General features: G+C 72.2%; 13 protein-coding genes. 3 read left to right on the top strand and 10 right to left on the bottom strand.

The annotated features are described in order from the left end of the window. Nucleotides 1-125: 125 nt before the first annotated feature. The 4 genes from ACFWYM_RS26105 to ACFWYM_RS26090 form a co-directional block, all read right to left on the bottom strand. On the bottom strand, nucleotides 126-1154 hold the full coding sequence (locus ACFWYM_RS26105) for a 6-phosphofructokinase (RefSeq protein ID WP_384841943.1): 1029 nt from the start codon (nucleotides 1152-1154) through the stop codon (nucleotides 126-128). A gap of 174 nt (nucleotides 1155-1328) precedes the next feature. After that, nucleotides 1329-2033 (bottom strand): response regulator, encoded by a 705-nt coding sequence (locus tag ACFWYM_RS26100; protein ID WP_384841940.1) that lies wholly within the window; start codon nucleotides 2031-2033, stop codon nucleotides 1329-1331. Further along, on the bottom strand, nucleotides 2030-3256 hold the full coding sequence (macS, locus tag ACFWYM_RS26095; protein WP_384841937.1) for a MacS family sensor histidine kinase: 1227 nt from the start codon (nucleotides 3254-3256) through the stop codon (nucleotides 2030-2032). The genes ACFWYM_RS26100 and macS overlap by 4 nt, the downstream gene beginning before the upstream one ends. Before the next feature lie 63 nt (nucleotides 3257-3319). Then, nucleotides 3320-4129, bottom strand: a complete 810-nt coding sequence (locus ACFWYM_RS26090; RefSeq protein WP_384842271.1) for a lysophospholipid acyltransferase family protein — start codon at nucleotides 4127-4129, stop codon at nucleotides 3320-3322. A gap of 164 nt (nucleotides 4130-4293) precedes the next feature. On the opposite strand from ACFWYM_RS26090, the gene ACFWYM_RS26085 reads away from it, so the two are divergent. Beyond that, complete coding sequence (locus tag ACFWYM_RS26085; RefSeq protein ID WP_384841933.1) at nucleotides 4294-5085, top strand: alpha/beta hydrolase; 792 nt, start codon at nucleotides 4294-4296, stop codon at nucleotides 5083-5085. Further along, a complete protein-coding gene (locus ACFWYM_RS26080; protein ID WP_384841930.1) occupies nucleotides 5078-5743 on the top strand; it encodes a hypothetical protein in 666 nt (221 codons plus the stop codon). Before ACFWYM_RS26085 ends, ACFWYM_RS26080 begins: the two co-directional genes overlap by 8 nt. A gap of 66 nt (nucleotides 5744-5809) precedes the next feature. Here ACFWYM_RS26080 and ACFWYM_RS26075 read toward each other — a convergent pair whose 3' ends face one another. The 6 genes from ACFWYM_RS26075 to ACFWYM_RS26050 form a co-directional block, all read right to left on the bottom strand. Further along, nucleotides 5810-6622 carry an endonuclease/exonuclease/phosphatase family protein gene (locus ACFWYM_RS26075; protein WP_384841927.1) on the bottom strand — a complete coding sequence of 271 codons (813 nt, stop codon included), beginning with the start codon at nucleotides 6620-6622 and terminating at the stop codon, nucleotides 5810-5812. Nucleotides 6623-6699: 77 nt separating this feature from the next. After that, a complete protein-coding gene (locus ACFWYM_RS26070; protein WP_384841924.1) occupies nucleotides 6700-7653 on the bottom strand; it encodes an ROK family glucokinase in 954 nt (317 codons plus the stop codon). A gap of 53 nt (nucleotides 7654-7706) precedes the next feature. After that, entirely contained in the window at nucleotides 7707-8246 is a 540-nt protein-coding gene (locus ACFWYM_RS26065) for a DUF5304 domain-containing protein (RefSeq protein ID WP_384841921.1), read from the bottom strand. A 165-nt stretch (nucleotides 8247-8411) separates the two neighbouring features. Continuing rightward, on the bottom strand, nucleotides 8412-9593 hold the full coding sequence (locus tag ACFWYM_RS26060) for an ArsA family ATPase (RefSeq protein ID WP_384841919.1): 1182 nt from the start codon (nucleotides 9591-9593) through the stop codon (nucleotides 8412-8414). A gap of 49 nt (nucleotides 9594-9642) precedes the next feature. Next, entirely contained in the window at nucleotides 9643-10083 is a 441-nt protein-coding gene (locus tag ACFWYM_RS26055) for an SRPBCC family protein (RefSeq protein WP_384841916.1), read from the bottom strand. Nucleotides 10084-10165: 82 nt separating this feature from the next. Next, on the bottom strand, nucleotides 10166-10936 hold the full coding sequence (locus ACFWYM_RS26050; RefSeq protein WP_384841913.1) for a metallophosphoesterase: 771 nt from the start codon (nucleotides 10934-10936) through the stop codon (nucleotides 10166-10168). Nucleotides 10937-11254: 318 nt separating this feature from the next. Between ACFWYM_RS26050 and ACFWYM_RS26045 the strand changes: the two genes are divergently transcribed. After that, nucleotides 11255-13051, top strand: a complete 1797-nt coding sequence (locus ACFWYM_RS26045; RefSeq protein ID WP_384841910.1) for an AMP-dependent synthetase/ligase — start codon at nucleotides 11255-11257, stop codon at nucleotides 13049-13051. Nucleotides 13052-13192 lie beyond the last annotated feature (141 nt).

The following is a 13192-nucleotide window of genomic DNA, read 5'->3' as shown; positions in this document are numbered from 1 at the left end:
ATAACACCCCCTCCGTACCCGCGGGCCGGAACATTTTATAAAACCCCCCCCCCGCCTACCCGCCTCACTCCGGGGGGGGGGGGGGGGGGCGGGGGGGGGCGCCCCCCCCCCCCGCTCCCGAGCGGTCAGCCGAAGAAGACCCCGACCTCCTGGTACAGCGCCGGGTCGACCGTCTTCAGCCTGGCCGTGGCCTCCGCGATCGGCACCCGCACGACGTCGGTGCCCCGCAGCGCGACCATCTTGCCGAAGTCGCCGTCCCGCACCGCGTCGATCGCGTGCAGCCCGAAGCGGGTGGCCAGCCAGCGGTCGAAGGCGCTGGGGGTGCCGCCGCGCTGGACGTGCCCGAGCACCGTGGTCCTGGCCTCCTTGCCGGTGCGCCCCTCGATCTCCTTGGCCAGCCACTCGCCCACGCCGGAGAGCCGGACGTGCCCGAAGGAGTCCTGCGTGCCGTCCTTGAGGACCATCTCGCCGTCCTTGGGCATGGCGCCCTCGGCGACGACGACGATCGGGGCGTACGACGCCTTGAAGCGCGAGGTCACCCAGGCGCAGACCTGGTCGAGGTCGAAGCGCTGCTCGGGGATGAGGATGACGTTGGCGCCGCCCGCGAGGCCCGAGTGCAGCGCGATCCAGCCCGCGTGCCGGCCCATGACCTCGACGACCAGGACCCGCATGTGGGACTCGGCGGTGGTGTGGAGGCGGTCGATGGCCTCCGTGGCGATGCCGACGGCGGTGTCGAAGCCGAAGGTGTAGTCGGTGGCGGAGAGGTCGTTGTCGATGGTCTTGGGGACGCCCACGACCGGCACGCCGTACTCGTCGGTGAGACGGGCGGCGACGCCGAGAGTGTCCTCGCCGCCGATCGCGATGAGGGAGTCCACCTCGTACTTCTTGAGGTTCTCCTTGATGCGCCGCACCCCGTTCTCCGCCTTGAACGGGTTGGTGCGCGAGGAGCCGAGAATGGTGCCGCCGCGGGGCAGGATGCCGCGCACCGCGGGGATGTCGAGCTGGACGGTGTCGCCCTCCAGAGGACCGCGCCAGCCGTCCCGGAAGCCGACGAAGTCATACGCGTACTCCTGCACGCCCTTGCGGACGATGCCCCGGATGACGGCGTTGAGTCCGGGGCAGTCGCCGCCTCCGGTCAGTACTCCGACCCGCATGGAAGATGTCCCTTCGCCTCAGTGACCTGATGCGAGTCACGCTAATGGTGATGCAGGTCACTTCGTTATGGGACGAAGGGTCAATTCCGGTGCATTGTCGGGGAGTTGATCACGCGCGTTCACCCGAACGAGGGGTCGTACGAGGACTGCTCGTCGAGGACTGCTCGTCGGGGACTACTCGTCGTCGAGGCCGCGCTCGATCGCGTACCGCACCAGCTCCACCCTGTTGTGCAGCTGGAGCTTGCCCAGGGTGTTCTGGACGTGGTTCTGCACGGTGCGGTGCGAGATGACCAGCCGCTCGGCTATCTGCTTGTAGCTCAGGCCCTTGGCGACGAGGCGGAGCACCTCGGTCTCGCGCTCGGTGAGCTGCGGGGCCTTCGGCTCGTCCGGGGTGGCGGGGGCGGGCTCGGAGGCCAGGCGGCGGTACTCGCCGAGGACCAGGCCCGCGAGGCCCGGGGTGAAGACCGCGTCGCCCACCGCCGTGCGGCGCACCGCGTCGATCAGCTCCTCCGTGGACGCCGACTTCAGCAGGTAGCCGGTGGCGCCGGACTTGACCGCCTCCAGGACGTCGGCATGCTCCCCGCTGGCCGACAGGACGAGGACGCGCAGGGCGGGGTTGGCGCCGACGAGCTCCTTGCAGACCTGGACGCCGGGCTTCAGCGGGAGGTTCAGGTCCAGGACGAGGACGTCCGGGGCGGCGGCCTGGGCGCGGCGGACCGCCTGCTCGCCGTCGCCCGCCGTGGCCACCACGTCCAGGCCCGCCTCGGTGAGGTCACGGGCGACCGCGTCGCGCCACATCGGGTGGTCGTCGACGACCATGACCTTGATGGGCCCGGTGGCTTCCTCGGCCGCCGCGCCCGGCTGCTGCTGCTCGCTCATCTCGCCTTTCCTGCCTTCCCCCGTGTGCCGTGCGTCGCGCGCGGCACTCTCAGTTCCACTTCGGTCCCCTGGCCCGGCACCGAGATCAGCTCGGCCGAGCCCCCGATGTCCCGCAGCCGCCCCCGGATCGAGAGCGCCACCCCCATGCGGCCCTCGCCCTCGGCCTGGGCGAGGCGGCCCTCGGGGATGCCCGGGCCGTCGTCCCGCACCGTGACGATGACCGCGTCCGGCTCGTCCTCGACCAGGATCCACGCGTGCGCCGCCGCCCCGGCGTGCTTGCGCACATTGTCCAGGGCGGCACTGACAGCGGCCGCCAGCTCCTTGCCGGCAGCGGGCGCGAGAAGGACCGGCGCACCCGGCTCGGACAGCGTCACCTTCGACCCGGCGTGCGGGGCCAGCAGGGGGCGCAGATCGCACGGCGTCGCGTCGTCGGGCTCCTCGACGGCGCGCACCACGGCACCTTCTGCGGCGCCCTCCGAGGCCCGGGACGCGGGCACCAGGCCCCCGGCGACGAGGGTGCGCAGGGCGACCTCCTGCTCGCCCGCGAGGCGGCCGAGCTCGGCCGCCTCGCCGCCGATGGCGCTGCCGCGCCGCTGCACCATCGCGAGGACCTGCAGGACGCTGTCGTGGATGTCCCGGGCCAGGCGCTCCCGCTCCCGGGTGGCGGCCTCGATCTCCAGGGCACGGGCGAGGGTGCGCTCGGAGGCGCGGGCCACCTCGACGACGTAGCCGATGGCGATGGAGGCGATGCAGACCAGCAGGACGTTGTGCACGGTGGACTGGGTGAGCTCGCCGCGCTGCACGATGTTGGCGGCGCCGACGAGCGCGGACGCACAGGCCGCCCACCGCCAGCCGCCCTTGATCGCGTACGCGAGGACGGCGCCCGCTGTCCATATGGAGGGCAGCGTCGGGCCTTCGCCGACGAGCTGCTGGCGCGCGTCGGCGAGAGGCGTGAGCAGGATGCCGGTCAGCGCGACGGCCAGGTCCAGGACGAGGAACCGCTTGGTGCAGCTCGCCGCGTTCGCGACCTTGGGCAGCGTGGCGAGGGTCCAGCCCGCGAGCACCACGAAGTAGCCGATGGCGACCCAGGGGCGGGCGAACTTCTCGTACGCGGAGACGAAGAGCCCGATCGCGTACAGCATCGTCAGGACGCGGTAGCCGGTGAGCGCGCGCCACAGCGGCTGCTCGACCGACATCCTCATGACTCTCTCGCGCTTGGCCATGTCCCCCACGCCCCCGCCTGCTCCCGACCGCCTGCCCGGCGCCGCCCTTGCCGGGCGACGTCCTTACTTGGCGGCGTCTTTCTCCCCGGCCTGCTCGGCGGCCTTCTCTGCCGCCGCCTTCTCTGCCGCCGCCTTGTCCGCCGCCTTCTCGGCCTCTTTCTCTGCCGCCTTCTCGGCTTCCTTGGCGGCCTTCTCCGCCTTGGCCGCCTCCGCGATCTGCCGCTTGGCGGCGGTCGCGTACATGTCGACGTACTCCTGGCCGGAGAGCTTCATGATTTCGTACATGACCTCGTCGGTCACCGCCCGCAGCACGAACCGGTCGTGCTCCATGCCCTGGTAGCGGGTGAAGTCGAGCGGCTTGCCGATGCGGATGCCGGGCCGCATCAGCTTCGGCATGACCTTGCCGGGCGGCTGGATCTTCTCGGTGTCGATCATCGCGACGGGGAGCACCGGCGCACCCGTCGCGAGCGCCACGCGCGCGAGGCCGCCGGGCTTGCCCCGGTAGAGCCGCCCGTCGGGCGAGCGCGTCCCCTCCGGGTAGATGCCGAAGAGCTCGCCGCGCTCAAGGACCTCGATGCCGCTCTTGATCGCCGCCTCCCCCGCACCGCGCGAGCCCGAGCGGTCCACGGGGAGCTGGCCGACGCCCTTGAAGAAGGCCGCCGTCAGCTTGCCCTTCACGCCGGGCGTGGTGAAGTACTCGGCCTTCGCGATGAAGGTGACCTTGCGGTCGAGCACCGCGGGCAGGAAGAAGGAGTCGGAGAAGGACAGGTGGTTGCTGGCCAGGATGGCGGGACCCTCGGCGGGAATGTTCTCGAGGCCCTCCACCCAGGGCCTGAAGCCGAGCTTCAGGGGCCCTCCGATGGCCACCTTCATTGCGCCGTAGATCAACCGTCTTCCTCCTGTGTCTGTGGATCAGACCTTAACCCGTACGGGCACGTCCCTCCCTGCGGGAGCTCGCCGACGGCCCTGGTCGGTGTCGGTCCGGTCGCGTACGGTGAAGTACCCCTCCCCGCTTCACCTCACGAAGGAGACCGAAGGTGCCGGTCCTCGCCGGAGCCGAGCCGTACCGCCACGAGGGCGGAGAGGTCGGCGTCCTCCTCTGTCACGGCTTCACCGGATCCCCGCACTCGCTCCGCCCCTGGGCCGAGTACCTGGCCGAGCGCGGCCTCACGGTCTCCCTGCCCCTGCTGCCGGGCCACGGCACGCGCTGGGAGGACATGAACATCACCGGCTGGCAGGACTGGTACGCGGAGGTGGACCGCGCCCTCGCCGAGCTCCGTGAGCGGTGCTCCCAGGTCTTCGTCTTCGGTCTCTCCATGGGCGGCGCGCTCTCCCTGCGTCTCGCGGCGAAGCACGGGGACGCGATCAGCGGCCTCGTCCTGGTCAACCCCCTCAACAAGCTGCACGGCCTGGCCGCCGCCACGCTCCCGCTGGCCCGGCACCTGATCCGCTCGACGAAGGGCATCGGGAGCGACATCGCCAAGGAGGACAGCAAGGAGATCAGCTACGACCGCGTCCCCCTGAATGCGGCGGACTCGATGCGCCGGCTGTGCGGCGTCGTGGATGCCGAACTGCCCCAGGTCACCCAGCCGTTGCTGCTCCTGCACAGCCCGCAGGACCACGTGGTCAAGCCCGCCGACGCGGCCCGCATCCTCAGCCGGGTCTCCTCCACGGACGTCACGGAGATCCTCCTGGAACAGAGCTACCACGTCGCGACGTTGGACCACGACGCGGACCGGATCCACGAGGAGAGCCACGCCTTCCTCACCCGGCTCGCCCCGAGTCTCGACGAGGGCACGACCAAAGAGGGGACGGCCACAGGTGGCTGAGCAGCACGGCGCGGACCGCGACGAGAGCCGCGAGCCGGACGACGGCGGAGCGCCCGTGGAGAAGTACCCCGGCCAGGGCACGCCCCTGGACGAGGAGGCGGCCTGGCAGGCCATCGTCGCCGGGTACGGCGAGGAGCCCGCGGACCCGCCCGGCGCCAAGCCCTTCAAGTCCGTCGAGGACCTGGCGCTCCTGGAGCCGGAGACGAACGACGGGAACGACGGGAACGACGGGGCCGACGGGGACAAGGACGAAGCAGGGACCAAGGAGACCAAGAACAGCAAGGACTCCAAGGACTCCTCCGGCCCGGGCGGCAGCCCTCTGGGCAGCTCCGTCTCCTTCGCCCCCGGCGTCGGCGGCCCCCGCGACTACACCGCCCCCGAGCCCACCGAGGACGACTTCGACGCGGACGACGAGGGCCACTTCGTCCCCCCGGACCCGCCCCTGCCCGAGGCCGACGTCACCGCCAAGTTCGCCTGGCTCGCGGTCATCGGCGGCCCCGTCCTGATCCTCCTGGCCGTGCTGCTCGGCTGGGACATGACGTGGTGGCTGACCACCCTCGGCATCGGCGGCTTCCTCGGCGGCTTCGCCACGCTGGTGATCCGGATGAAGGGGGACGACGAGGAGGACGACGACCCGGGGCGCGGGGCGGTCGTCTGACCCTCGCCCGGCCCTGACCCTCGCTCTCCGTCGACCCTCGCCCTCCGTCGGCCCTGACCCTCGCCCTCAATCGGCCCTCGCCCTGCGCTGGCTCCGCACGTCCCGCCGGTGCTCCGGCGCGGCAGGAACCCGCAGCGCGGCAAGGACCGGCAAATGATCCGTGGCCGCCCTCAGATCCCCGTCGCTCACCCCGGGAAGCTCCAACGGCACACCGCAGCCCAGGACTTCGACCCCCGAGGTCGCGAAGAGGGCGTCGATGCGCTGGTGCGGGTCGGCGGGGGTCGAGGTGTACTCGCCGCCCCACGGCTTGGTGGCCCAGCAGTCCTGGAGGCTGCCCGCGAGCCTGCGGAACGTGCGGCCGTCGGGGCGGTCGTTGAGGTCGCCGCCCGCCACCGCGTGGTCCACGCCCATCCCGGCGAGCCGGTCCAGGAGCATGCCGCCCTGGTCGTACCGCTCGTCGGACTGCAGGCTCAAGTGGCAGCTGAGGACGCCGAGGCGGGCGCCCCCGAACCGTACGACCGCGGTGGCGAAGCCGCGCCGGTGCAGTCCGGGCGTGAGCGGCAGGAGCACGTCCTCGGTGCGCTCCACGGTGGCCCGCAGCGAGCACAGCAGCGCGGGCCCCGACGCCGTGCCGCCGCCGGAGAGGATCACCTGGCCGGAGGCGGCCGCGAGCCGGGCCAGCTTCTTGCGCCAGCGGAAGAAGCGCGGGGCCTCCTGGATCAGGACCAGGTCGGGGGCGCAGGCGGTGATGACGCGGGCGAGGGCGGCCTCGTCGTCGCGCATCGAGCGGATGTTGTAGCTGAGCACCCGGACGACCGCTGAACCATCCGGCTCGGTACGGGAGTTGGGCAGTGTCTCGACAGACGGCTCCACAGACATGGCGATCAAGATACGACAAGGCCCGCCGCTCCCTCACGGGGCGCGGCGGGCCTGGCCGAACGGGCGGGGTCGCGGACTCACATCACCGGGTCGGGCTCCCGCGCCAGGTCGGCGGCGCCGACGAGGCCCGCCTTGTTGCCCAGCTGGGCGGCGATGACCTCGGCCTGGGGCCGCCAGTTGCCGCCGACGAGCCAGCGCTTGAAGGACTTGCGGATCGGGTCGAGGACCAGCTCGCCCTCGTCCGAGAGGCCGCCGCCGACGATGAACGCGGACGGGTCGAAGAGGGAGGCCAGGTCGGCGAGGCCCGCACCGGCCCAGCGGGCCAGCTCGCGGTAGGAGTCGACGGCCACGGCGTCGCCCTGCCGGGCGGCCATGGAGATGTGCTTGCCCTCGATGCCCTCGGGGGTGCCGTCGCCCAGCGAGAGCAGGTACTCGGCGTGCTCGGGGGTGGCGTTGGCGCGCTGGCGGGCGTAGCGCACGAGGGCGCTGCCGGAGGCGTACTGCTCCCAGCAGCCCTGGCTGCCGCAGCCGCACAGCAGGCCGTCCGGCACCATCCGGATGTGGCCGAACTCGGCGGCCACGCCGAAGTGCCCGCGGCGCAGCTTGTTGCCGATGATGATGCCGCCGCCGAGGCCGGTGCCGAGGGTGATGCAGATGACGTTGCGGTGGCCCTTGCCGCCGCCGAACTTGTACTCGCCCCACGCGGCCGCGTTCGCGTCGTTCTCGACGACGACCGGGAGGCTGACGCGCTTCTCGACCTCTTCCTTCAGCGGCTCCTGGCGCCAGTCGACGTTGGGCGCGAAGTAGACCGTGGAGCGCTGCCGGTTGACGTAGCCGGCGGCACCGATGCCCACGCCGACGATCTCGTGCCCGGCGCGTGCGCCTTCCACCGCCGAGGCGATGGCGTCCGTGATGGCCTCGGACGTGCCAGGGGTCGGCACCTTGAAGGTCGAGAGGATGTTGCCGTCCTCATCGACCACTCCGGCCGCGATCTTCGTGCCGCCGATGTCGACGCCGATGGTGAGTCCCATGAATCCCTCAGTTCGATCGAGCCCCGCTATGGCCCACCGTACCCGAGGGGTCGTCAGTCCAGGTCGATGTGTTCGCCTGCTCCGGGCCCTTCGTCACGCCGGTCGGCGGGGCCGCCGGGGGCCTGCCGGCCGTCGGGGTCGTGGGCGTCACGAGGGGCGCCGGGGGGATCGGACGGGCGGGTCCAGCGGCCCTCCTGCTTCTCCACCGCGGAGCGGTAGGCGGCGAGCAGCTCGGACCCGGCCGCCGCGAGGTGATCAAAGACGTCGGGGTTGCGCTCGATGACGGGCTCGACGGCGGCCTTCGCCTGCTTGACCACCTGCTTGACGGTCTGCTCGACGGCGCCCTGCGCGACCGCGCCGAACAGCGGGGCCTGCAGCCCGGAGAACTTGTCGAACTTGTCGGCGACCGCGTCGACGAGCTTGCGCAGCTCCTCGGCGGCGGAGCCGGGCGGCGGGCCGTGCCGGGCACGGCGGCGGGCCCGCTCCGCGGCGAGATCCTCCGCGCACGCCTTCTCCCAGGCGTCGGCGTCGGTGGCCCGGGGCGCCTCGGGCTCCTCGCGGTCGCGGTCGGTGGCGTCGCTGGCATCGCTCATGACGGACTGACTCCTGCGGAAGGCCAACTGGTTCGTACGCTTGCTGATCCGTACGCTCGCTGGTTCGTACGCTCGCTCGCGTACTCACGACGTTACCCGAACGGCGGTACGGCGTTCACGGGGTGCGCGGCGCTCAGCGGCGTTCAGCGACGTTCAAAGCGGCGTTCAAGGGGTGCGCGGCCACAGCGCGGGGTCCGGCACGAACCGCACCCGCAGCTCCCCCTCGCGCAGCCCGGCCCCGGCGACGGTGCAGCGGCGCAGCGCGGACGGCAGCGGAACGATCCGGCGCAGCGGGCCGACGGTGACGACGAGTTCGTCGCCGCGCCGGATCAGGCCGAGCTCCTCGCGGACGGCGCCCGGCAGCGGTATGTGCCACACGTACGGGGCCTCGCTCCCCGGCTCGCCCTGGACGACGGGCCACTCGGCCGCGGCCGGGGCGGGTCCGGGCGCCGCCACCCCGAGAGCGGCCAGGTCGTCGGTGCCGCGCGGGTCCCGGCCCAGGTGACGGACCCGGTCCACCCGCCCGTACTCCTGCTCCCACTCCCCGAGGGCCTTCTGCTGCTGCGCGCCGAGCCCGGCGAGCCAGGGGTCGGACGGGGCGTCGGGGAGCAGCCGGTTGGCGGTGAGCGGGTCGGTGCGCAGGGCGTGCAGGGCGAGCCCGGCGCGGCTGAGGCGGACGGCGTCGCTGCCCGCGGGTGAGGGCTCGGCGACCAGGCGCACCGTCGTGTCCGGGCTCTCGATCACGCCCTGGACGGCGGCCAGTTCACCGCCCCAGCGCTCCGCGGTCTCGTACAGCCAGGTGGCGGGCATCGGGACCCCGGCGAGGCGGCCGAGCATGGGGCGCAGGGCGCGGGCGGCCTGGCGCTCGGGCGGCAGGAGGCGGCGCAGATAGCGGCGCAGCTGCTCGGGCAGGGCGAGCACGGCGAGGGCGCGCGGGGTCGGCGGCAGGTCGACGACGACGGTGTCGTACGTCCCGTGGGCGCCCTCGGCGGCGTCGCGCAGGGCGCGCAGCAGGGCCAGTTCCTCGCTGCCCGGCAGCGGCGTGAGCTCGTCGTCGGCGAGCCGGTCGGCGCCGAGCAGGTCGAGGGCGGAGCCGGCCCGCCGCTGCAGGGCGAGCAGGTCGTCGCGGAACGTCTCGTCGGGCGCCGTGCGCACCGCCGCGAGCCCCTGCCGCACCTCGGTCGCCGCCGCGCCGACGGGCACGCCGAGCACGGCGCCGAGGGTGTCGGTGCGGTCGGCGGACAGGACCAGGGTCCGGGATCCGCCGCGCGCGGCGGCGAGGGCGGCGGCTGCGGCGACCGTGGTCCGCCCGGAACCGCCGGGGCCGGTGACGAGAAGGGTGCGCATGGTGCTGAACGGTACGTGAGAGCCGGGCTCCCGCGCGGGGCGGTGCGCCTCAGCCCTTGGGGGTCTCCACCCGCTTCTTCAGGCCCGCGAGCGCCCGGTCGATGATGACCTTCTCCGCCTTGCGCTTGATCATCCCGAGCATCGGGATCTTCACGTCGACGGTCAGCGAGTACGTGACCTCGGTGCCCGAGCCCACCGGCTTGAGGAGGTACGACCCGTCGAGGGAGCGCAGCATCTGGGACTTGACGAGGGTCCAGCTGACCTCGTTGTCCCCGGTCCAGGTGTAGCCGAGGGTCTGGTCGTCCTTGATCGCGCCCGCGTCCATGACGAGGCGGACCTGCTGCGCACGGCCCCGGTCGTCGGTGGCCAGGACCTCCGCCTGCTTCACCTCGCCCGTCCAGTCCGGATAGCGCGCGAAGTCGGAGATCACTTCCATGACCTCGGCCGGTGCCGCCTCGATCGTGATGCTCGAGCTGGTGTGTTCCGCCATCGCCGTGGCTCCTCCAGATGCGGTCCGGTACGCGGTGCTGTGTGTGCAGCGTGAAGGCTACCGCGCATGGGTGCGCGGGCCGTCACCACTCCAGGGCCCAGGGCCTGCCCGAGCCCGCGAAATGACCGACGTTCACACACTCCGTCGCCCCGATCCGCATGCGCCGCACAAGGGGCTGGTGGACGTGGCCGAAAAGCGCGTACCGGGGGCGGGTCCTGCGGATCGCGTCGAGCAGCGCCCGGCTGCCCCGCTCGAAGCGGCGCGCGACGGTGTCGTAGAGGAGCTCGGGGACGTCCGGCGGTATGTGGGTGCACAGCACGTCGACGTCGCCGATGGCCTCGATCTTGGCGGCGTACTCCTCGTCGCTGATCTCGTAGGGCGTCCGCATGGGGGTGCGCAGTCCGCCGCCGACGAAGCCGAAGACCCGGCCGCCGATCTCGGCCCGCTCCCCGTCGAGGACGGTGGTGCCCGGGGCCGCGTACTCCTTCCACAGGTGCGGGACGTCGACATTGCCGTACGTCGCGTACGTCGGTGTCGGGAAGGCCGCGAACATCTCGGCGTACTGGCCGCGGACCGCCCGCTCGACGGCCGGGGCGCGGTCGATGCCCGCCCAGAGCCGGGCGCCGAACTCCCGTGCCTCGTCGAAGCGGCGGGCGGTGCGCAGCTCGACGAGGCGGTCGGCGTTCTCCTTGCCGAAGAGGTCCGGGAAGATGCCGCGCGCGTGGTCCGCGTAGTCGAGGAAGAGGACGAGGTCTCCCAGGCAGACCAGGGCGTCGGCGCCGTCGCCCGCGCGCGCGAGGTCCCTGGCATTGCCGTGCACGTCGCTGACCACATGAACCCGGAAACCTGGCATGCCGATCACCCTAAGTCGGCGCGCGACACCGTGGAAGGGGCGCCCGAAAGCGCCCTTGAACCCGGCCGAGAGCGCCGGACCTGCGGTTACTTCCGAGTCGGGAAGAGCGTGGCGTACTGTGCGATTCAGACCACAACGACGTGTGACGCATTGAACATCTGGCCCTGCCCCCCTATCGAAGAGCCCGTACCGATGGGTAACGTCCGGGCAGTCCAGTAGTGCTCGAGCCCCCCTCACCTGAGCACCTGCCCGATCTTGGACCGCACCGTCGCATCGCACAACGTCGTGGCGCCGGCGCCCTATGTAGGAGCAGCAGTCTTGCGCGAGTTCAGCCTTCCGGCCCTGTACGAGGTCCCCGCGGACGGCAATCTGACCGACATCGTCCGCAGAAATGCCGCGCAGCACCCGGATGTCGCCGTCATCGGCCGGAAGGTGAACGGCACCTGGCAGGACGTCACCGCCACGGCCTTCCTCGCCGAGGTGCGCGCCGCCGCCAAGGGCCTCATCGCCGCGGGGGTGCGGCCGGGCGACCGCGTCGGCCTGATGTCGCGCACGCGCTACGAGTGGACGCTGATCGACTTCGCGATCTGGAGCGCGGGCGCGGTCACCGTGCCGGTGTACGAGACGAGTTCGGCCGAGCAGATCCAGTGGATCCTGGGCGACTCCGGCGCCGTGGCCATCGTCGTGGAGTCCGGCGCGCACGCGGCCGCCGTCGAGTCGGTGCGCGACCGCCTGCCCGCGCTCGCGCACGTGTGGGAGATCGAGCGCGGCGGCGTCGAGGAGCTGAACCGCACGGGCGCGGACGTCCCGGACGCGACCGTCGAGGAGCGCAGCGCCATCGCGGGCGCCGACGACCCGGCGACCATCGTCTACACCTCGGGCACCACGGGCCGCCCCAAGGGCTGTGTGCTCACGCACCGCGCCTTCTTCGCGGAGTGCGGCAATGTGGTGGAGCGCCTCAAACCCCTGTTCCGTACGGGCGAGTGCTCGGTCCTCCTCTTCCTCCCGGTCGCCCATGTCTTCGGCCGCCTGGTCGAGGTGGCGGCGCTGATGGCGCCCATCAAGCTGGGCCACGCACCCGACATCAAGCACCTCACGGACGAACTGGCCTCGTTCCGGCCGACGATGATCCTCGGTGTCCCGCGCGTCTTCGAGAAGGTCTACAACGCGGCGCGCGCCAAGGCGCAGGCCGACGGCAAGGGCAAGATCTTCGACAAGGCGGCGGACACGGCGATCGCGTACAGCCGCGCCCTGGACACCCCGGCGGGCCCGTCCGTCGGCCTCCGCCTCAAGCACAAGGTCTTCGACAAGCTGGTCTTCAGCAAGCTGCGCGCCGTCCTCGGCGGCCGCGGCGAGTACGCGATCTCCGGCGGCGCCCCGCTCGGCGAGCGCCTCGGCCACTTCTTCCGCGGCATCGGCTTCACGGTCCTGGAGGGCTACGGCCTCACCGAGTCCTGCGCGGCCACGGCGTTCAACCCCTGGGACCGTACGAAGATCGGCACCGTCGGCCAGCCGCTGCCCGGCTCCGTCGTCCGCATCGCCGACGACGGCGAGGTCCTGCTCCACGGCGAGCACCTGTTCAAGGAGTACTGGAACAACGAGGGCGCGACCGAAGAGGCCCTGGCCGACGGCTGGTTCCACACCGGCGACATCGGCACCCTCGACGAGGACGGCTATCTGCGCATCACCGGCCGCAAGAAGGAGATCATCGTGACGGCGGGCGGCAAGAACGTCGCCCCCGCCGTCATCGAGGACCGCATCCGTGCACACGCCCTCGTCGCCGAGTGCATGGTCGTCGGCGACGGCCGCCCCTTCGTGGGCGCGCTGGTCACGGTCGACGACGAGTTCCTGGGCCGCTGGGCCGAGGAGCACGGGAAGCCCGCGGGCTCCACGGCGGCGTCCCTGCGTGACGACGCGGAGCTGATCGCCGCGATCCAGGCGGCGGTGGACGACGGCAACGCGGCGGTGTCCAAGGCGGAGTCGGTCCGCAAGTTCCGCATCCTCTCCTCCCAGTTCACGGAGGAGTCGGGCCACTTGACCCCGTCCCTGAAGCTGAAGCGCAACGTGGTCGCGAAGGACTACGCGGACGAGATCGAGGCGCTGTACCGGGGCTAGTTCTCCCTTCCCCGACCCCGCCCCTTCCCGAATCCGGCGACTCCGTCGCCCCTGGGTGGGCCTTCCTGGAGCTTCGCCCCTAGACCCCCGATCGGCCTGGACGGCCTCGTCCTCAAGCGCCGGACGGGCTAGGGATAGCCC

The sequence above is a fragment of the Streptomyces sp. NPDC059009 genome (genome assembly GCF_042740175.1).
Classification (GTDB): domain Bacteria; phylum Actinomycetota; class Actinomycetes; order Streptomycetales; family Streptomycetaceae; genus Streptomyces.
Note: the sequence above shows the minus strand (reverse complement) of the source record. Positions and strands in the feature narration are given on the sequence as shown.